Below are 18,384 nucleotides of genomic sequence, written 5' to 3' on the forward strand. Positions count from 1 at the left end.
AGGAAGAACATGTTTCCCATCACCCGCCGCCACGCTCTGGCCCTCGGAGGCTCGTCCCTGCTGCTGCCGTCGACCTTGCGTGCCCAAGCCGCATGGCCAGCCGGTCCGGTCACCTTCGTCGTCGGCTATGCCGCGGGCGGCAGCACCGACATTAACGCCCGCGAACTGGCGCACGTCATGACGCCGGTGATCGGCCAGCAGATCATCATCGACAACAAGGGCGGCGCCGCCGGCTCGATCGGCCTGCGCGCGGTCGCGAACGCCAAGCCGGACGGACAGACCATATTTGTCGCCGTTGGCACGAACGTGATCATCAACCCGCACGTCCAGAAGGGCATGATCGACACCCTCGCCGCCCTGGCGCCGATCTGCCAGATCACGGACTACCAATACGTGCTGGTGGTGGGTAACTCGGTGCCGGCCAAGAATGCGGCCGAACTGGTGGCCCTGGCCAAGAAGGATCCCGACAAGCTGACCTATTCGTCGTCGGGCGTGGGCGGCAACAACCACCTGGCGGGCGCGCTGTTCGCGGAAGCTGCCGGCGTCAAGCTCACCCACGTGCCCTACAAGGGCACCGGACCGGCGGTGGCCGACGTGATCAGTGGCCAGATCACCATGAACTTCTCGTCGCTGCCGCCGGCGGTCTCCCAAGTCAAGGGCGGCAACCTCAAGGCGCTGGCGGTGACCGGCAACAAGCGCATCAAGTCGCTGCCCGACGTACCGACCTTGAAGGAACAGGGCATCGATGTCGTCGTCACCAGCTGGCAAGGCCTGTTCGCCCCCGCCAAGACGCCACCGGACATCCTCGACAAGATCGACAAGGCCGCCAAGGAAGCGATGAAGAACCCGAAGTGGGAAGAAGCGCTTGCCCGCGACGGCCTGGAAATGCCGCCCGATCGGACGCGCGCCCAGTTCACCAAGTTCGTCGCCGACGAGCATGCCTTCTGGGCCACGACCCTGAAGAAGCTCAACATCCAGATGGAGTAGCGGCCGCGGACCGCCTCAACCGGGCGTCCGTGCCTGCGCCTGTGTGCGCCGCCTCTTTTCGCCCACTGCCCTGAGGCGCTCGACATCCTCAGGCTTCACGCGCCCATAGCGCGGGCGCCAGTCATCGTTGGACGGCCAGAGCACATCCGACCGCCGCGTGGTGCGCGGCGCGTCGGCATCGCGCAGGAGTTCCAGCGCCTGCCCCGCGATCATGCGCTGCAGGTCCCGTCGCCATGGCGGGCCACACGGATTGCCCAGCGGGAAATCCGTGAAGAGGAAGCGCGGCACGCCGCAATATTCGACGATGTCGCGAGCCGAACCGACGATCACGGTCGGCATTCCGTTGGCTTCGAGATGACGAGCGACCAAACTCACGGTTTGGTGGCAGACGGGTCAAAGCGGTGAGAGCAAAGCCACGTCGGCGCCGTCGGCGCGCAATCGCGCCAGAACCTGCGGCGCATCGATCTCGATCGTCTTGCGCTGGCTGTACTCGGTGGGCACGCCATGGAAACGCGCCGCCACACCGCCGACCAGGCCCTCTGTCGCCCATTGCTGTACGGCCTCGATCGGCAGGAAGCTGGCCCGGTCGTCGGTATGGGTCGATTCCTTGTCCCACGCGAGATTGTCGGTAAAGAGTTTGGCCGGCGCCGGCGAGACCGCGCTGGACCAGACCTGCCGCGTGCCGGACGCATCGCGATTGCCGAGGTCGGGCGGACTTGCCGTGGTGACGAGACCGATCCTCGCCTGGGACAAGGGCTTGGCGAGAGGCGCGAACGGCACCGTGTCGAAGCGCGACCAGACATAGTCGGACGGATAACCGAGCGCGCGATAATAGTCCCTCGTGCGATCCCTGTAGCGGACGGTCTCGGTCATCGTTTCCTCGGGCTTCTATTGTTGCCGCCAGTCTAACCGCGTTTGGGCACCATGCAGAAGCCCTGCGCCTCGATGCCCAACGCCGGATTGAACTTCGAGCGGAAATTCTCCATGGCGATAGCGGCCGTCAGCTCGACGATTTGCGCCTCGCTGAAGTGCGTCTTGAGCTGGGCGACCAGCGCATCGTCGACCTTGCGATCGGTGTAGGTGATGCGCTCGGCATATTCGAGAGCAAGCCGCTCGACCTCCGAGAAGAGCGTGCTCTCGCGCCAGGTCGTGACCTCGGCCAGCTTCTCCATCCCGCCTTCCGTCGTTTCCAGCACACGGCCGGAATTGATGTCGATTCAAAACGGGCAGCCGTTGATGGTCGCGACGCGCACGTAGAGCAGTGCCGGGAGCCCCTTCGGCAGCAGCCCCGATTGCTCGATCGATTGGCCCAGCATGCCGGCAGCGCGAAGGATCGGCGGACAATGCGCCATCACCTTGGTCGGATTGAGCAGGCCGCCAAACATCTCGCGCTGGCGATCGAAGACAGCCCTCAGAGTCGGATCGCCGCCATCCTCTTCAATCTCGCTGACACGGGGCATCGTGCACCTCGCTGTTGCTGGGAAGCGAACGTTAGCGTTCGCGCGCGCGCCAAAGCGACGAACATCTTCTCATGACGCCATGAGACCGCCGAAGGCTTCGAAATGACCAGCCCAGCCAGCGCCCGGATCAAGGCCGCTGGAGATCGGGCCGCGCGATCCACCAGAAAGCCATCGCGGAGCCCAGCGCGCAGACGAGCACGAACGGGAGCAAAAAGGCGAGATTGGCCAGCAGATTCAGCCAGGCGGGATCGGCTGCATCGCCCTCGAAGCCCGCCAGCCCGGCAAACAGGCCCAGGAAAACAACCCCCAGCACGATCCCGGCCATCGCATAGGCGCGCCACCCGTCCCAGCCTCTGCGGCGCATGACAAGGAAAGCCGGCAGGCCGACAAGCAAGGCAAAAGGATAGGCAATGTAGCCCGCAAAGGCCGCGTACCCGAGCGTCTGCGCATTGCCGCCGGCAGCCAGCACGATCCCAGCGAGGATCAGCGCCGGCATCATTGGCGCAATGACGAAGCCCGCCACGGTGCGATACGCCCAGCTACGCGCGGACGGCATCCAACCCGTCCTGGCGCCCGAGCTTGCACGATCCGGTTCGGGCCATCGTTCTAGCGTCAGACGATCATGAAGTCGGTGTGATCCAGCGCCACGCCGAGGTTTTGCATCGTTGCGAAGACCACGGCCACTCCGGCACCGGAGCCATCGGCGTCGTAACTCACATTGCCCGTGGCGGCGTTGAAGATGATACGATCGCTCGCGTCCAGGGCTGCGGCGCCGTTTACGAAGGCCCCCGCACTGAGCGCTCCCTCGGCCCCGAGCTGCGTGAAAATCGCATTGTCCAGGTTGAAATGATCCTGGCCGTGCGCAAAGCCGGAGATCGTCGCAAGGTTGCCGGCGCCGATCGCAGAGTCGAAGACGAAAGTATCGCCCCCGCCGTTGCCGATCAGCGTGTCCACGCCTCCCCGGCCATTGAACACATCGGTGCCGTTGACACCGTCGATGACATTGTTCGCGCTGGTCCCGATCAGCGTGTCGTTCCAGAACGTTCCACCGAGATTCTCGATCGAGACATACGTATCTCCGGCTGCATCGCCGGTATTGATCGAAGCGTTGTCCAGCGATGCGGTAACGCCGGCTCCGCCAGAGACGCTGTATTGATAGTAAGAGACCGTATCGGTCCCGTCGCCGCCGTTGAATGCATCGGCACCCGCCCCTCCTTCGAGGAAATCGTCACCCGAACCGCCCAGAAGTTGGTCGTTGCCATCGCCGCCGGAAAGCGAATCGTTGCCGAAGCCACCGGACAACATGTTGTTGCCAGCATTTCCGATCAGGATGTCGTTGAACGACGAACCGCTCAGCCCCTCGATGGATGTGTAGACGTCACCAGCCGCCTCGCCAGTGTTGGCTGAAGGGTTGAGGAGCGATGCCGTCAAACCAATCGTGGAGTTCCCGTAGCCCGCAGTGTCAAAGCCCGCGCCGCCATCCAGTTGGTCGGCGCCACCACCTCCAAGCAGCCAGTTATCACCACCATTGCCGACGAGGATGTCGGCAAACACCGAGCCGGTGAGCCCTTCTATCTGGGCATAGGTGTCGCCCGCCGCCTCGCCTGTATTGATCGTCGCATTGGCCAGAGACGCGGTGACACCCGTGGTCGCGTTGAAATAGGACGCGTAATCGAAGCCCGCCCCGCCGTCGATATGGTCGGATCCAAGATTTCCCTGGAACGTGTTATCGAAAGCGTCACCCGTCAGGATGTCGTCAAAATTCGACCCCGCGAGAGACTCGATCGAGAGATAGGTATCGCCCGCCGCGTCCCCCGTGTTGATGCCTGGATTCGATAGCGAAGCCGTGATGCCAGTTGTGGCGGTAGTATAGCTCGCATAGTCGCTGCCGGCGCCGCCGTTGAGGACGTCGGCGCCCGCGTTGCCACGCAGCGTATTGGCACCGGCGTCGCCGACCAGGGTGTCATTGAAGCTGGAACCTGCCAGTCGCTCGATCGAGATATAAGTATCGCCGGCGGCTTCGCCAGTGTTTGCCGACGGGTTGGCAAGCGATGCGGTGACGCCGGTGGTGGCGTTGACATAGGAGGCGTAATCTCCACTTCCCGCGCCGCCACTCAGGATGTCGCTCCCGACGCCGCCGATCAGCATGTCATCGCCGTTGCCGCCTACCAGCGTGTCGTTGCCGGCGAGACCGCTCAGCGTATCGCCCGAGTCGCCACCAGTGACTACGTTGTCCAGATCATTGCCGGTTCCCGAGAAAGGTCCTGTGCCAATGAACCTCAGATTGTTGGCGAAGGAGTCGAGCGTATAGCTCGCCATCGTCGTCTCGATCGTGGTGGGAAGGACGGCCACGACCTCGTCGATGCCCTTGCTGGCCAGGGCAGCGTTCTCGGCCGGCGTAAGCGCCGCGAGGTTCGCCGAGGTGTCCGCCAGGATCACATGATCGGCGAGGGTCAGCGCGACTGTCCCCAAGGCTCGATACTGTGCCACGCTGAGCGTCAGCACGCCATCAGCTGCATCCACCCGGTCGATGCCCTTCGCCGCAAGCGCCGCGATGGCCGAGGCGGTGAGCGCGCTGATATTGGCACTGCTGTCACTCAGGGTGATGAGATCATTCGCCGTCAGGCCAATGCCATGTAAGGCGTCGTACTTAGCCACGGTAAGGGTTAGTGAATCGTTGTTCGCATCGAGGCGGTCGACGCCCTTCGTCCAAAGATCGAAAATTTGATCCGGTGTGAGCTTCGTCAGCTGCGAACCAGTGTCTGCGACGACGACCACAGCGGCATCCGCGAGCGATATTGCGCGCAGCGCCAGAGCCTGGGCCTTTGTCAGCGTCAGCGCACCGTCGGTGACATCGAGCCGATCCACGCCCTTCGCCGACAGGCTGCTGAGCTGCGCCGGCGTCAGCGCCCCGATCTCGGCGCCGGTACCGGCCACCGTCACCTTGTCCGCAACGGTGAGACTCACGGCTCCCAGCGACTGGACTTGTGCCAAAGACCAGGTGAGTGCGTTGTTGGCCACATCGATTCGGTCGACGCCCCTGCCGGCGAGCCCAGCGATATCGGACACGGACATCGCACCGAGCGCAGCGGCGGTATCGGCGAGCGTCACCGCGTCCCCGGCCGTCAGCTCGATCGTGCCGGCAATGGCGCGATACTGTTCCACGGACAGGGAGAGCGCATTATCGGTTGCATTGATCTTATCGACACCCGCCGCTACGGCGGCAGCGAGCTCCGCCGCAGTCAACGCCGCGAGATTGGCCCCGGTATCGGCGAGGGTCACGACGTCTTCGCTCGTCAGGGAGATCGGACCAAGTGCCTGGAACTTCGCCACGGTGAGCGCCAGCACGTCGTCCGTCGCATCGAGCATGTCAACGCGTTCGGCCATGTCGGCTAGCTGCTCCTCGGTGTAGCGCTGAAGCCGGACGCCGGTGTCAGCCACCGTTACAGAGATATCGCTCGCGATCGACGTGAATTTGGCATGTTGCGCCACGTTCATCCGGACATTGCCGGACCCCGTCAGAATGAGGGTCTCAACTTCGGACAGGCGCGGGAAGCGTATCGTCAAATCGACATCGCCCGCGGTCTCCACATGCAAGACGTCCGAGCCCAGCCCCAATTTGAAGACGTCCACCTCAGCGAACTGCTCGACCGACACTCGGAGCTGGTCGTCGTCCGCCCCGCCAAGGACCCTCAATCTCTCGGTATTCGTAAGGTTGAACCACGCCCCCGTCGTCACATCAGAAACATCCTGGTCTCCAATGCTCCTCAGGCTCAAGATATCGGTGCCGCCATCGCCATCGAACGTGCTGAAGGCGGTAAAGTCTCCCAGATTGAGAGTAATCTTATCGTCTGAATTCGTCCCGACGAAGGCTTCGACGTCGGAGAGTAAAGTTGAAGACAAGTCGATCGTCGTCGAGCCGTAGAGGCCAAGCGTGTCGAAGCCATCGCCTCCATAAAGTCGATAACCGTTCGCCCTGCCGCCCACATAGAGATAATCGTCATCCTCCTCGCCGAACAACGACTTCGCGCCGCCGTCTTCTGCGATCAACGTATCGCTGCCACTCCCACCGACCGCCGCACTCGTACCGCGGCCGTTGATGTGAAGCGTATCGTCGCCGCCGTTGCCGTTCAGTGTATCGTTGCCCCCGTCGCCGATCGCCGTATCGTTCAACTCGGTGCCGTCAAAAGTCTCGTTGGCCGAAGTGCCGATGAAACTCGCCATGCCCAGCTACTCCTGAAGATCACGCCCCACACCAAAACGGCCGCCTCTGGCGGCCGAACGAACTCGGTTGTCGGGGTCCCCTGCGCCGCGCGGCCGACGGCCATGCTGCCGAGAGGGCTTCAGCCGGAGCCCGCCCAAGTTCCCGCAATAAGAGAATATTCGGCACAAAATTCCCACAGAACGATGTTCTGTAAGTTAAGGGGCAATCGGTGCGATTGTAAATCGCAATCTATTGGCAACTAATGCAAGGTACGCTGGCAAACGTCAGATTTCGGACACGCGAACATGCCTGGCGGAAGTGCTTCCGCCTTCAGCCGGTGCGCCAGCGCCAATAACTCGTCGATCTATCTTGGAGGGGCTTCGACCGATAGCTGGGAAGCCTTCTGAGCGGTTCGCTCAAGAGCACCGCGAAGGTCCGCCCAGCGGACCTTCGCGTCATCAAACAGCAATCAGAATCCCAGCGCCTTGGCCTGCACCACGCCTTCGATGCCGACGATCTTGCCCATCAGGTCATCGGAGATCGGCTGGTCGACCTGGACCAGCGCGATGGCCGATCCGCCCGGCGTGTCGCGGCCGAGATGGAAGGTGGCGATGTTGACCTTGCCCTCGCCCAACAGCGTGCCGAGGCGGCCGATGAAGCCCGGCTTATCGTCGTTGGTGATGTAGAGCATGTGCGGCGCGAACTCGGCGTCGATCTCGATGCCCTTGATCTCGACGATGCGCGGATGCTTGCCGCCGAACAGCGTGCCGGTGACCGAGCGCGTGTACTTCTCGGTCGTGACCGAGAGGCGGATCATCGAATTGTAGTCAGTCTCGCGCTCATGCTTGACCTCCGCCACCTCGATGCCGCGTTCGCGCGCGATGACCGGCGCATTGACCATGTTCACCGAGGTGAGCTGCGGGCGCAGCACGCCCATCAGCGCGACCTGGGTCAGCGGCTTGACGTTGAGCTTCGCCACCTGGCCCTCGAACTCGATCGAAACCGCCTTGATGTCGGTGTCGGTGAGCTGGCCCGCGAACGAGCCCAGCTTCTCGGCGAGGTCGAGGTAGGGCGCCAGCTTGGGCGCATCCTCGGCCGAGACGTTCGGCATGTTGAGCGAGTTGGTCACGGCGCCCGTCAGCAGGTAGTCGGCCATCTGCTCGGCGACCTGCAGGGCCACGTTCTCCTGGGCTTCCACCGTCGAGGCGCCGAGATGCGGCGTGCAGACGAGGTTCGGCGCACCGAACAGGACGTTGCTCTTGGCCGGCTCCTCGACGAACACGTCGAAGCCCGCGCCCGCGATATGGCCCGAGACCAGCAGGTCGCGGACGGCCAGCTCGTCGACCAGTCCGCCGCGCGCGCAGTTGACGATGCGCACGCCCTTCTTGGTCTTCATCAGGTTGGCGCGGGAGAGGATGTTCTTGGTCTGCTCGGTGAGCGGCGTGTGCACCGTGATGAAGTCGGCGCGGGCGAGCACCTGCTCGAGCGTCGCCTTCTCGACGCCGAGCTCGGCGGCGCGCTGGTCGCTCAGGAACGGGTCGTAGGCCACGACGCGCATCTTCAGGCCGATGGCCCGCTCGGCAACGATCGAACCGATATTGCCGCATCCGATCAGGCCCAGCGTCTTGAAGCTGAGTTCGGTGCCCATGAACTTGTTCTTTTCCCACTTGCCGGCCTGGGTGCTGGCATTGGCCTCCGGCACCTGGCGGGCAACGGCGAACATCAGCGCGATGGCGTGCTCGGCGGTGGTGATGGCATTGCCGAACGGCGTGTTCATGACGACGACGCCGTGCGAGGTGGCGGCCTTGATGTCGACATTGTCGACACCGATGCCAGCGCGGCCGACGACCTTGAGCTTCTTGGCCACCGCCAGAACCTCGGCCGTCACCTTGGTGGCCGAGCGGATCGCCAGGCCTTCGTAGTTGCCGATGATCTCGCGCAGCTCGGCGGGCTTCAGGCCCGGCTTGAAATCGACGTCGCAGCCTCGTTCCGAGAAGATCTCGACGGCGCGGGGGGACAGCTCATCGGAGATGAGAACCTTGGGCTTGGCCATGGGATGACTCCAATTTCTTGTGCTGGGGGCGCGCCACTCCAGTGGCGCGATCATGATTCAAGAGGAAGACGCGTCACTGGAGTGACGCGCCCCCGGCTATGAAAATTCGCGCTCGATCTCGCCGTAGGCCCAGTCGAGCCACGGCAGCAGCGCCTCGAGATCGGCCTTCTCGACCGTGGCGCCGCACCAGATGCGCAGGCCCGGCGGGGCGTCGCGGTAGGAACCGACGTCGTAGCCCGCCTTCTCGGTCTCGAGCAGGTCGCCCATTTTCTTGGCCGCCGCAGCCTGCTTGTCGGCCGGCAATGCCGTGAACCACGGCGCCTTGATGACCAGGCACACCGACGTGTTGGAACGGATCGCCTTGTCGGCCGCCAGGAAGGCAGCCCAGGGCCGCTGCTCCACGAACTTTTCCAGCACGCCGAGATTGCCCTCGGAGCGTGACATCAGGCCCTGGAGCCCACCGACGCCCTCGCCCCACTTCAGACCGTCGATCGCGTCCTCGATGCACAGCAGCGACGGCGTGTTGATCGTGTCGCCCTTGAAGATGGCTTCGGAGAACTTGCCCCCCGAGGTGAGGCGGAAGATCTTGGGCATCGGCCAGGCCGGCGTGTAGCTTTCGAGACGCTGGATGGCGCGCGGCGACAGCACGAGCATGCCGTGCGCACCCTCGCCGCCCATGACCTTCTGCCAGGACCAGGTCACGACATCGAGCTTGGCCCACGGCAGGTCCATGGCGAACACGGCCGAGGTCGCGTCGCAGATCGCGAGCCCCTCGCGGTCGTCGGCGATCCAGTCGCCGTTGGGGACCTTCACGCCGGAGGTCGTGCCGTTCCAGGTGAACACGACATCATGCGTCCAGTCGACCGACTTCAGATCGGCGATCTGGCCATAGGGCGCCTTGAGCGTGCGGGTGTCCTTGAGCTTGAGTTGCTTCACCACGTCGGTGACCCAGCCTTCGCCGAAGCTCTCCCAGGTCAACATGTCGACCGGGCGGGCGCCGAGCAGCGACCACAGCGCCATCTCGACCGCGCCGGTGTCGGACGCAGGAACGATGGCGATGCGATGGTCGGCCGGGATGCCGAGGATCGCGCGCGTGCGGTCGACCGCCTCGACGATCTTCTTCTTGCCGAGCTTCGACCTGTGGGACCGCCCGACGGCAGCATCTTTGAGAACTTCCGGTGTCCAACCCGGACGCTTGGCGCAGGGGCCCGAAGAAAAATCGGGACGCGCGGGACGCAGAGACGGCTTTGTCATTGTCATTCTCCCTTACAGAAGAAATGCACTCCGGTGGGGGAGCGTGGCCCGCGGCCCGTATACGAGCCGGCGGGGGTGCCGTCAATGTGGAGAGATTGTCGCGCGTCGGCTCAGCGGCGCTGCAACTCATAGTAGGTCCCGGCGGTCGAATCTCTGAACACCTCCGTTGCGCGGTAGTCGTCGTGCAGCATGCCATAGATGGCATCGCTGCGGTTGGATGCCGCAACGGTGCCGAGATAGGCCGCCAAGATATCGGGCGGCCATGACCACATGTCGGAGACGATGACGCGATAGCCTCGGTCGAGCGCCAGGTCGATGTCGCGCTTCAAGGCCGCTGCATGTTCAGCCGCCGTCCAGCCGGGATGGCGGATCGCGCCGGCATTGACGGCAATCCACTTGAACTTCGGATCGGCGGACGGCGCTGGTGGGATCGCGACCTTGTTGTCCCAATCCCAGGTACGACTCCACAGCGCATACTTCCACGTCGTGATCGACTCGTAGCCGAAATAGAGGAAGACGCTGGAGTCGGGGGGGAAGCGCTTCTCCAGCGCCGCCGTCGCCGCGAGCCAACGCGTGTCGTCGCCGCGCCACCTGGCCAGCGCCGAAACGTTCCAGGCGAACGGCGCGAACGACAGGACCGCGAGCGTGATGGCCACACCACGGCGCGCCGGAAGCCATGCCACGAGCAGCAACGTCCAGGCCACGGTGAGCCATGGCATGACGTTGAGCTGCATCTGCGGATCCTGCGGCTGGGAATAGAAATTGAGGACCTGCCCTGCCCCCAGTGTGCCGAGGAAGACGATGGCGACCGCGCGCAGGCGGGGTTCGTGCCGGCGCGGCCACAGCACGATCACGCTGGCAAGAAAGATCGCAGCCTGCAGCACGACGGAGAAGGATAGCGGCGCCAGCGCCTCGCGCGCCGACCGCGGATCGACGAAGCCTCCGACCAGCACCAGGTAGTTACCGACGCCGGACAACATCATCCAGGCCTTGTCCCAGGAGAAGCCTGCCCAGCCTGTGGCGACACCCTTCCCGGTCCACAGGATGTCGTGCAGCCCGATCGCGCCGTTATGGCCTTCCCACGAGAGCTGCACGATGCCCGACGTCGCGAGGATCGACGCGACGAGTACGAGCACATGGCCAAGGCGTCGCCGCATCGGCTCCGGCGCGACCAACAGCGCCAGCACGAGCGCCGGCAGGGTCGGGAACATCAACCGCCATTCGATCAGCCAGCCGAGCGTGAACAGCACGCCGACGAGAGCTATCCGCTTCCCTGTCGGCCGGTCGAACCAGAGTCCGGCCAGCGCCATCGAGGCCAGCACGAACACATAGCCCGGCATGATGTCTTCGCTGATGACCGACAGCAGCAGGACGAAGCCGCAGCCGAGATGGAACACCGATGCCAGCCCCGCCACGAGCGCACTCCCCGTGAGCCGATGCGCGAAGGCGTAGATGACGACGGTGCCGAGGCTTGCCCAGAAGGCATTGAGATAGGCGAACTGCTTCCACGGCACGCCGCGCAGGATGCCCAGCATGTCGAGCAATCGGGCGCTGACGCCATAGAGCGGGAAGAACAGGTAGTTCGACGGGTCGAGCCGCGCGGTCGACGGGCTGGCGATCCAGGGCTCGGCCTGGATGCTCTTGTACATCCCGTTCGAACTGATGATGTGGACGTTCTGCAGCCACCCGATCAGCACGCACAAGGTCGACAGCGAGAGCGCGAAGGCGAGCAGCAGCTGCCAGGCGGGCGTCGTCCTCGTCACTAGTGCTTGCGGCCGACCAGGGTCACGGCGCCTTCGGCCCCGAAGGTCTCGGTGTGCGGGCAACCGCGCGCCATGGTGAAGATCTCACCGGGGCGAAAGGTCTGCGTCCTGCCCTCCCAGGCCAGCGTGATCGCGCCGTCGATCACCATCGCCTTCACGTCGTAGGGATGGCTGTGCTCGGCGTTGTGCTTGGGGCCCTGCGTCGAGCCGGTCAGGACCTCGTCATAGCCTTCGCGCTTCAAATCGGTCTCGAATGACTGGCGATCCATCCATCCCTCCTCAAGCCGCTTTGCGGGCCGTGACGGCATATTGCGCGCCCATCGGTAGCCATGCCAGCAGGGGATCGATGCCGCGCAGGAAGGCCAGGCCGGGCGGCATGAACATCAGGTAATCGGTATCGAGCGCATAGCGTGCCGCGTCGAGCAGCCCGTGCCGGACCTCGCCCGCATCGAGGAGGATGGCATTGCGGTCGATCGGCGTCCGGGCGGTGACATAGCGCACCAGCGGATTGCGTGGATTGTGCTCGAAGACGTAGATCCGGCCGCCGGGCTTGAGCACACGACCCAGCTCGGCATAGACCGCTGGCCGTTCGGCGACGGGCACGTGATGCAGCACGGCGCTGATCATGACGATGTCGAAGGCGGCATCGGCGAACGGCGTGCGGGCGCCCTGCTGCGGGGCCAGTTCCGGCGGGGCGCCCAGCTCACGGGGCCAGCGCCGTTCGACCTGTCGCAACATACCGGTCGAGATGTCGCAGCCGGTGAACGATCCCTTGGCGCCGAGCCCGATCAGGACGCGCATCAGGCTGCCGACGCCGCAACCATAGTCGAGCACGGAAAGCCCGCCGGTCCGCAAAGCGGGTTCCCGCCGCAGCAGCCAGCGCGCCTTCACCGCGATGAACTGGTCGGGCGAGCTGCCCATCAGGCGCTTGATGGGATTGTCGAGGCCGCCCTCATACTCGGCCGCGTAATCGTCGAACTCCGACGGCTCGCCCGACCAGGATTGCGGATCGGACCCGTTCACTTCGGGTCCCCGGGCTGACCGCCGACGATGTCCCGGATCATGAACAACGGCCGGCCCTTGCTCTGGTCGTATAGGCGGCCGAGATAGGCGCCGATGATGCCCAGCATCAGGAACTGCATGCCGCCCAGCAGGCCGACTGCGGCCATCAGCGACGTCCAGCCCGGAAGCGTGTGACCGTTCCACCAGCCCACGATCGAGTAGAGGAAGAAGCCGAAGCCCAAGGCGGCCATGACCCAGCCGATGGTCATCGAGGCCATCAGCGGCACGACCGAGAACGAGGTGATCGCGTCCGCGGCGAAGCGGACCATCTTGGCGAGCGGATACTTGCTCTCGCCCGCCACACGTGCGTGGCGGTCATAGACCAGCGGCACCTGGCGGCCGCCAATCCAAGCCACCATGCCGCGAATGAACCGGTGGCGCTCGGGCATGGCGAGCAGCAGGTCGAGGACACGCCGCGTCACGAGCCGGAAATCGCCGGCATCCGGCGGAATCTGAACGTCGGTCAGACGGCCGATCAGGCGATAGAATCCGGCGGCGGTGGCGCGCTTGAACAGGCTCTCGCCCTCGCGCTGGCGACGCTGGCCGTAGACGACGTCGGCTCCCTGATCCATCAGCGCCATCATGGCCGGCAACAGCTCGGGGGGATCCTGCAAGTCGGCGTCGATGATCAGGATGCGCTCGCCCCTGCATACCGACAGGCCAGCAGTGAGCGCCAACTGGTGCCCGTGGTTGCGCATAAGGCGCACGGCGACGATCCGCGGGTCACGGCCGGCCGCGGCCGCCAGTACATCCCAGGTGCGATCGCGCGACCCGTCGTCGACCAGCACGATTTCAACGGAGCCCCCGACCCCATCCAGGACGGCGCCGACCCGGCGCAGGAACTCGGGCAAGGCATCCTGCTCATTATAGCAGGGCGCCACCACGGAAACGGTCGGGCGTGGAGCGGGACTCATGTCGGGCAGCAATAGCCCATGCGCGCCGGGAAAACGAGCGGCCCTCCGCCTCATCCAGGCGTCTCCCCAAGCGCGCCGCAATGGGCTATCAAGCGCCACCATGACATCCAACGACAACGACCATCGCGGCCTGCTGCCGGCAGGGCTCGCCGACCTGCTGCCTCCCGACGCGGCGCGCGAAGCACGCGCCATCGACGTCGCCATCGAACGCTTCGCCGCGTTCGGCTACGAGCGGGTGAAGCCGCCGCTGGTCGAATTCGAGGAGTCCCTGCTGGGCGGACCGGGCGCCGCCCTCGCCTCGCAGACCTTTCGCCTCATGGACCCGGTCTCGCAGCGCATGATGGGCGTGCGCCCGGACATGACGGTCCAGGTCGCCCGCATTGCCGTGACACGTCTCAAGCACGAGCCGCGGCCCCTGCGCCTGTCCTACGGCGGCAACGTCATCCGCGTGCGCGGCAGCGCGCTCAAGCCCGAGCGGCAGTTCGCCCAGGTCGGAACGGAGTTGATCGGCGTCGACAGCGCGGAGGCAGACGCCGAAGCCGTCCTGCTGGCGGTCGATACGTTGCGCGCCATCGGCGTGTCGGACCTCACGGTCGATCTCAACCTGCCGACGCTGGTCGCCGCCGTGGCCAACGGCCTCAAACAATCCGGCGAAACGCTGAAACGTCTGCGACGTGCACTCGATCGCAAGGACGAAGGCGGCATCGCCAAAGCCGCGGACGACCAGCAGGTGGCGGAGCTTTTCGCCGGCCTCCTGCGAGCGGCAGGCCCCGCCGACCAGGGTATCGCGCAGCTCGCAAAACTCGAACTGCCGGAGGCCGCCGCCGCGGAGGCCGCACGCCTCGCCGAAGTCCTGAAGCTCATCGTCGCGGCCGAGCCAGACTTGCCGCTGACGATCGATCCCGTGGAGTATCGCGGCCTCGAGTACCAGACCGGCGTCTCCTTCTCGGTATTCGCGCTCAAGGGCCGCGAAGAGCTGGCACGCGGCGGACGCTATTCCGCGGGCTATCCCGAGGACGGGGTCAGCGAGCCGGCGACCGGTTTCACCGTCTACATGGACGCTGTGCTGGCGGCCTCCGAGCCGCCGCCGGAACGGCCGCGGCTCTATGTCGGACTTGGAACGCGCTGGGATGACGCCGTGCTCTGGCAGGCGAAGGGCTATGCCGTCGTGCGCGCTGTGGTCGCAGCGCCTGAGCCGCGTACCGAAGCCAAGCGCCTGCGCTGCAGCCACGCGCTGATCGACGGCGAGGCGGTACCTCTCTGAGGATGGAATTCGCCTCGCTCCGGGCGAGGGGAAGTGCTATCCGACATCACGCCTCTCCGGAACCGGCCCCGGGGAGGCGTTTTCGTGTGTGAAGGGAACCGGCCGAAGGAATCAGGCAATGGCCAATGTGGCAGTGATCGGCGCCCAGTGGGGCGACGAAGGCAAAGGCAAGATCGTCGACTGGCTGAGTGAGCGCGCCGAAGTCGTGGTGCGCTTCCAGGGCGGTCACAATGCCGGCCATACGCTGGTCATCGGCAACCAGACCTACAAGCTGGCCCTGCTCCCCTCGGGCGTGGTCCGTCCGGGCAAGCTCTCGATCATCGGCAACGGCGTGGTGATCGATCCCTGGCACTTCCTCGAGGAAGTGAAGAAGGTCACCGAGCAGGGCTTGTCGGTGACACCGGCCAGCCTGAAGATCGCCAACCATGCCGTGCTGATCCTGCCGCTGCATCGCGACCTCGACGGCTGGCGCGAGGATGCCCCCGGCGTCATCCGGGTCGGCACGACGCGCCGCGGCATCGGCCCCGCGTACGAGGACAAGGTCGGCCGTCGCGCCATCCGCGTCGGCGATCTCGGCGAGCCGGACATGCTGCCGCTCAAGGTCAATACGCTGCTGGCGCATCACAATGCCCTGCGCAAGGGACTGGGCCAGCCACAGATCGATGCCGCCAAGCTGACCGCCGAGCTGCTCGAGCTGGCGCCGAAGATCCTGCCCTTCGCGGAAGATGTCTGGGAGCGTCTCGCCGGGCTGCGCGCCGCCGGCAAGCGTATCCTGTTCGAGGGCGCTCAGGCCACGATGCTCGACATCGACCATGGCACCTATCCCTATGTCACCTCGTCCAACACGGTGGCGGCGCAGGCGATGATCGGCAGCGGCATGGGCAACGGTTCGGTCGGCTACGTGCTGGGGATCGCCAAGGCCTACACGACGCGCGTAGGCGACGGCCCCTTCCCCACCGAGCTGACCGACGAGATCGGCCAGGGTCTGGGCGATCGCGGCAAGGAATTCGGCACCAACACCGGCCGCCGCCGGCGCTGCGGCTGGTTCGACGCGGTGATGGTACGCCAGGCAGTGAAGCTGAACGGCATCGACGGCATCGCCCTCACCAAGCTCGACGTGCTCGATGGCGAGAAGGTCATCAAGGTCTGCGTCGGCTACGAACTCGACGGCAAGCGCATCGAGCGCTTTCCCTTCACCATGGGCGCGCAGGCCAAGCTGAAGCCGATCTGGGAAGAGTTCGAGGGCTGGAGCGAAAGCACCCAGGGCGCCCGCTCCTTCGCCGAGCTGCCGGCAACCTGCATCAAGTACGTGCGACGCGTCGAGGAACTGGTCGGCTGCCCGGTGGCGCTGCTCAGCACCAGCCCGCAGCGCGAGGACACCATCCTGATGACCGATCCGTTCCGCGACTGATCGTGGAACAGCTCAACGAGCTCCTCGCGCGGGCAAATCTCGGTCCCTGGGACAGCTGGAGCATGCAGTATCGCGTGCTCGCGGTGGTCGTCGGACTGCTGGCCGCCTACTGGGTCCTGCAGTTGTTGCTGCCGGTCGTATTTCGCGTCCTGCGGCCCTTCATCTTCTTGGCGGTGATCCTGGCCGCCGTCTGGGCCCTCTTCCCGACCGAGACCTGCTCGATCGAGATTTTGTCGAAGATCCCGAAGCTCTGCGTGCGTTGACGGATCTCCGTCGCCTTGAGCGGAGCGGAGCGTAGCCCAAGGGCCTCTTTTTCTTCCAACCGATCCGGCGTCGGAAAAGAGGTCCTTCGACTACGCGCCTGCGGCGCTCCGCTCAGGACGACGGCTCTAACCTACTTCAGGCTGACGTTCGTCAGGTCGACGAACCAGGACTGCGCCGGGACGAAGCCCTGCACGTTCTTGCTGAAGGCGCGCGGATTGAGGTCGTGCACGATGTAGAGCCAGGGCGGATTGTCGACCAGCCGCTCGTGCGCCACCTTGAAGTTCTGCAGGATCGTCGCGTCGTCCGTCGCCTCGGCCAGCGTCTTCAGCGCGGTTTCGAACTTCTCGTCGTTCCACTGCTCGAAGTTGGATCCCGTCGGCGAGAAGTTCGCCGCGGCGAAGTAGCGGTACATCATGCCGATGTCGCTCGACGGCGAGCTGACGTTGAGCGCCATCGCCCCATTGAGCGACGGGGCATCGGGCGTGGCGCGGCTGGCGTTCAGCAGCACCTGCCACTCGACGGCATCGACCTGGACGTCGACGCCGCAGGCCTGCTTCAGGTTCTCCTGCAGGGCCTCGTTCATCGGCAGCGGCAGCATCTGGCCCGAGCCCGACGTCGAGATCATGACTTTGAAGGAAAGCGGCTTCTGCGGCGTGAAGCCGGCCTCGGCCAGCAGCGCTTTGCCCTTGGCCGGATCGAACGTGTACTTGTTCACCGGATTGCCGAAGGCCGCATCCGTGGGCTTCAGCCAGCCGACCGACGGCTCGGCGGTGCCGTTCAGCATCGAGACGATGGCGCCGCGATCGATGCAGTAGTTCAGCGCCTGGCGTACGCGGACGTCGGCCAGCGGGCTGTTCTTGGCGGCCATGTTGTAGAACCACGGCCAGACATGCGGGTAGGAGTTGGTGGAGATCACGTAGCCCGCCTGCTTCAGCGACGGGATTCCGTCCGGCGGCGGCACCTCGATCCAGTCGACGCGCCCCGAGCGCAGCGCCGCCAGGCGTGTGTTGGCCTCGGGGATCGGCAGCAGCAGGACCGCATCGACCTTGGCCTTCTTTCCGGCATCCCAATAGTCGTCGTTGCGGCCCAGTGAGACCGACTGGCGCGGCACGACCTTGGTGATCTTGAACGGTCCGGTGCCGGCGCCGCCAGCCGCGGCCACCTTGTTCCAGTCCTTGCCGGCCTTCTCCCACTGCGTGGGCGAGGCGGTCAGGATGTAGGGCACCATCCAGGGGAAATATGAAGCAACGACGGTCGTGGTGAGCGCCACCGTGTTGTCGTCGATCTTCTTGTAGCTGGCGAGAATCGGCACGCGCGAGCGCATGATGCCGGCGGCGTTTGCCTCGAACTGCGGACTATCCTTGTTGAAGATGCGCTCGAGATTCCAGATCACCGCGTCGGCGTTGAAGTCGGTGCCGTCGTGGAACTTCACGCCCTTCTTGAGATTGAAGATCCAGGTCTTCTTGTCGTCGGGTGCCTGCTTCCAGCTCTCGGCGAGGCCCGGCCGCAAGGTCGCGAGCTGGTCCGACTTCGACAGGTCGAACAGGACGAGGCCCTCGAAGATCGGAAAGCCCAGGAAGCGCATGCCCTCGAAGCCGTTGTTCGGCATGCCCGTGGTGGTCGGGATGTCCGACGCCGTCATGGCAATGCGCAGCGTCTTCTCCTGGGCCTGCGCGGCCGACAACGGCAGCAGGGACGCGGCGGCCAATGCCACAGCGAGACGGAATCGGCGAAGGCTCATGCATTTG

General features: G+C 65.1%; 17 protein-coding genes. 4 read left to right on the top strand and 13 right to left on the bottom strand.

Features of this window, described 5'->3' with window-relative positions:
• Positions 1 to 9 precede the first annotated feature (9 nt).
• Entirely contained in the window at positions 10 to 987 is a 978-nt protein-coding gene (locus tag ACQY78_RS05345) for a Bug family tripartite tricarboxylate transporter substrate binding protein (protein ID WP_428683468.1), read from the top strand.
• Positions 988 to 1,002: 15 nt separating this feature from the next.
• Here ACQY78_RS05345 and ACQY78_RS05350 read toward each other — a convergent pair whose 3' ends face one another.
• The 12 genes from ACQY78_RS05350 to ACQY78_RS05405 form a co-directional block, all read right to left on the bottom strand.
• Positions 1,003 to 1,326, bottom strand: a complete 324-nt coding sequence (locus ACQY78_RS05350) for a hypothetical protein (protein ID WP_428683470.1) — start codon at positions 1,324 to 1,326, stop codon at positions 1,003 to 1,005.
• A 54-nt stretch (positions 1,327 to 1,380) separates the two neighbouring features.
• Positions 1,381 to 1,860 (bottom strand): hypothetical protein, encoded by a 480-nt coding sequence (locus ACQY78_RS05355; protein ID WP_428683472.1) that lies wholly within the window; start codon positions 1,858 to 1,860, stop codon positions 1,381 to 1,383.
• Between the two features lie 32 nt (positions 1,861 to 1,892).
• The gene (locus ACQY78_RS05360; protein ID WP_428683474.1) at positions 1,893 to 2,159 is read right to left on the bottom strand and encodes a carboxymuconolactone decarboxylase family protein; all 267 of its coding nucleotides are present in this window, start codon (positions 2,157 to 2,159) and stop codon (positions 1,893 to 1,895) included.
• A 45-nt stretch (positions 2,160 to 2,204) separates the two neighbouring features.
• Entirely contained in the window at positions 2,205 to 2,447 is a 243-nt protein-coding gene (locus ACQY78_RS05365) for a hypothetical protein (protein WP_428683476.1), read from the bottom strand.
• A 127-nt stretch (positions 2,448 to 2,574) separates the two neighbouring features.
• Positions 2,575 to 2,970 (bottom strand): hypothetical protein, encoded by a 396-nt coding sequence (locus ACQY78_RS05370; RefSeq protein ID WP_428683478.1) that lies wholly within the window; start codon positions 2,968 to 2,970, stop codon positions 2,575 to 2,577.
• Positions 2,971 to 3,059: 89 nt separating this feature from the next.
• Positions 3,060 to 6,671 carry a hypothetical protein gene (locus ACQY78_RS05375; RefSeq protein ID WP_428683480.1) on the bottom strand — a complete coding sequence of 1,204 codons (3,612 nt, stop codon included), beginning with the start codon at positions 6,669 to 6,671 and terminating at the stop codon, positions 3,060 to 3,062.
• A 449-nt stretch (positions 6,672 to 7,120) separates the two neighbouring features.
• Positions 7,121 to 8,704: a phosphoglycerate dehydrogenase gene (gene serA, locus ACQY78_RS05380; protein ID WP_428683482.1), complete on the bottom strand. Its 1,584-nt coding sequence runs from the start codon at positions 8,702 to 8,704 to the stop codon at positions 7,121 to 7,123.
• 96 nt (positions 8,705 to 8,800) lie between these two features.
• Positions 8,801 to 9,964 (bottom strand): phosphoserine transaminase, encoded by a 1,164-nt coding sequence (locus ACQY78_RS05385; protein ID WP_428683484.1) that lies wholly within the window; start codon positions 9,962 to 9,964, stop codon positions 8,801 to 8,803.
• Between the two features lie 104 nt (positions 9,965 to 10,068).
• A complete protein-coding gene (locus ACQY78_RS05390; protein ID WP_428683486.1) occupies positions 10,069 to 11,721 on the bottom strand; it encodes a hypothetical protein in 1,653 nt (550 codons plus the stop codon).
• Positions 11,721 to 11,990 (bottom strand): cupin domain-containing protein, encoded by a 270-nt coding sequence (locus ACQY78_RS05395; protein ID WP_428683488.1) that lies wholly within the window; start codon positions 11,988 to 11,990, stop codon positions 11,721 to 11,723. Before ACQY78_RS05395 ends, ACQY78_RS05390 begins: the two co-directional genes overlap by 1 nt.
• A gap of 10 nt (positions 11,991 to 12,000) precedes the next feature.
• Positions 12,001 to 12,744, bottom strand: a complete 744-nt coding sequence (locus ACQY78_RS05400; RefSeq protein WP_428683490.1) for a methyltransferase domain-containing protein — start codon at positions 12,742 to 12,744, stop codon at positions 12,001 to 12,003.
• A complete protein-coding gene (locus tag ACQY78_RS05405) occupies positions 12,741 to 13,901 on the bottom strand; it encodes a glycosyltransferase family 2 protein (RefSeq protein WP_428683492.1) in 1,161 nt (386 codons plus the stop codon). Before ACQY78_RS05405 ends, ACQY78_RS05400 begins: the two co-directional genes overlap by 4 nt.
• On the opposite strand from ACQY78_RS05405, the gene ACQY78_RS05410 reads away from it, so the two are divergent.
• The 3 genes from ACQY78_RS05410 (at position 13,798) to ACQY78_RS05420 (ending at position 16,635) form a co-directional block, all read left to right on the top strand.
• Entirely contained in the window at positions 13,798 to 14,961 is a 1,164-nt protein-coding gene (locus ACQY78_RS05410) for an ATP phosphoribosyltransferase regulatory subunit (protein WP_428683494.1), read from the top strand. The two genes, ACQY78_RS05405 and ACQY78_RS05410, sit on opposite strands and share 104 nt — an antisense overlap.
• Positions 14,962 to 15,079: 118 nt before the next feature.
• Positions 15,080 to 16,372: an adenylosuccinate synthase gene (locus ACQY78_RS05415; protein ID WP_428683496.1), complete on the top strand. Its 1,293-nt coding sequence runs from the start codon at positions 15,080 to 15,082 to the stop codon at positions 16,370 to 16,372.
• 2 nt (positions 16,373 to 16,374) lie between these two features.
• Complete coding sequence (locus ACQY78_RS05420; protein WP_298313634.1) at positions 16,375 to 16,635, top strand: hypothetical protein; 261 nt, start codon at positions 16,375 to 16,377, stop codon at positions 16,633 to 16,635.
• Positions 16,636 to 16,766: 131 nt separating this feature from the next.
• On the opposite strand, the gene ACQY78_RS05425 is transcribed toward ACQY78_RS05420, so the two are convergent.
• Positions 16,767 to 18,377, bottom strand: a complete 1,611-nt coding sequence (locus tag ACQY78_RS05425; RefSeq protein ID WP_428683498.1) for an ABC transporter substrate-binding protein — start codon at positions 18,375 to 18,377, stop codon at positions 16,767 to 16,769.
• Positions 18,378 to 18,384 lie beyond the last annotated feature (7 nt).

Origin of the sequence: Reyranella sp. (assembly GCF_965279625.1) — a bacterium.
In the GTDB taxonomy this organism is placed as follows: domain Bacteria; phylum Pseudomonadota; class Alphaproteobacteria; order Reyranellales; family Reyranellaceae; genus Reyranella.

Excerpts from the sequence above, each read along its gene's own strand:
- ACQY78_RS05345 (WP_428683468.1), top strand. The coding sequence starts at position 10 with ATGTTTCCCATCACCCGCCGCCACGCTCTGGCCCTCGGAGGCTCGTCC.
- ACQY78_RS05350 (WP_428683470.1), bottom strand. The coding sequence starts at position 1,326 with ATGCCGACCGTGATCGTCGGTTCGGCTCGCGACATCGTCGAATATTGC.
- ACQY78_RS05355 (WP_428683472.1), bottom strand. The coding sequence starts at position 1,860 with ATGACCGAGACCGTCCGCTACAGGGATCGCACGAGGGACTATTATCGC.
- ACQY78_RS05360 (WP_428683474.1), bottom strand. The coding sequence starts at position 2,159 with ATGGAGAAGCTGGCCGAGGTCACGACCTGGCGCGAGAGCACGCTCTTC.
- ACQY78_RS05365 (WP_428683476.1), bottom strand. The coding sequence starts at position 2,447 with ATGCCCCGTGTCAGCGAGATTGAAGAGGATGGCGGCGATCCGACTCTG.
- ACQY78_RS05375 (WP_428683480.1), bottom strand. The coding sequence starts at position 6,671 with ATGGCGAGTTTCATCGGCACTTCGGCCAACGAGACTTTTGACGGCACC.
- serA (WP_428683482.1), bottom strand. The coding sequence starts at position 8,704 with ATGGCCAAGCCCAAGGTTCTCATCTCCGATGAGCTGTCCCCCCGCGCC.
- ACQY78_RS05385 (WP_428683484.1), bottom strand. The coding sequence starts at position 9,964 with ATGACAATGACAAAGCCGTCTCTGCGTCCCGCGCGTCCCGATTTTTCT.
- ACQY78_RS05395 (WP_428683488.1), bottom strand. The coding sequence starts at position 11,990 with ATGGATCGCCAGTCATTCGAGACCGATTTGAAGCGCGAAGGCTATGAC.
- ACQY78_RS05410 (WP_428683494.1), top strand. The coding sequence starts at position 13,798 with ATGACATCCAACGACAACGACCATCGCGGCCTGCTGCCGGCAGGGCTC.
- ACQY78_RS05405 (WP_428683492.1), bottom strand. The coding sequence starts at position 13,901 with ATGGCGACGTCGATGGCGCGTGCTTCGCGCGCCGCGTCGGGAGGCAGC.
- ACQY78_RS05415 (WP_428683496.1), top strand. The coding sequence starts at position 15,080 with ATGGCCAATGTGGCAGTGATCGGCGCCCAGTGGGGCGACGAAGGCAAA.
- ACQY78_RS05425 (WP_428683498.1), bottom strand. The coding sequence starts at position 18,377 with ATGAGCCTTCGCCGATTCCGTCTCGCTGTGGCATTGGCCGCCGCGTCC.